The organism is Dellaglioa sp. CoH-55-MRSF-9 (assembly GCF_056782155.1).
Window position 1 is genome coordinate 1 of the sequence record NZ_JBXAYG010000050.1, and the last position, 297, is coordinate 297.

Here is a 297-nt window from a genome sequence, read left to right on the forward strand (position 1 = left end):
GGTTTAACCTACGTAATTGCCATCGACGAAAATCCCCACACCCTTATTGTAGGTGCGGCTGTTGCGTGAAAGACGACGCTTGAACTTACCGTCGATGAACAGCGACTTGTCCTTGATGTCGATAGAGGGAACAACACGTCCATCGTACAGGATTCCAGAGACGCTCGCGTTTTCGTTGCCAGTGATCAGAAAATTAGGATCACTAGACGGTGAACTATTTCGCAGCGACTTGCAAATCAGCTCACCGAGCTTGTACACACCGTGGAAAAACACGACCACACAAAGTAGGTCTAGTGG

1 protein-coding gene is annotated in these 297 nt (G+C 48.8%); it reads right to left on the minus strand.

The window, feature by feature from the left end; genetic code table 11:
• Positions 1 to 3 precede the first annotated feature (3 nt).
• The coding region (locus AC1RPV_RS07745; RefSeq protein ID WP_481764191.1) for a hypothetical protein at positions 4 to 297 on the minus strand (294 nt) is incomplete at its 5' end.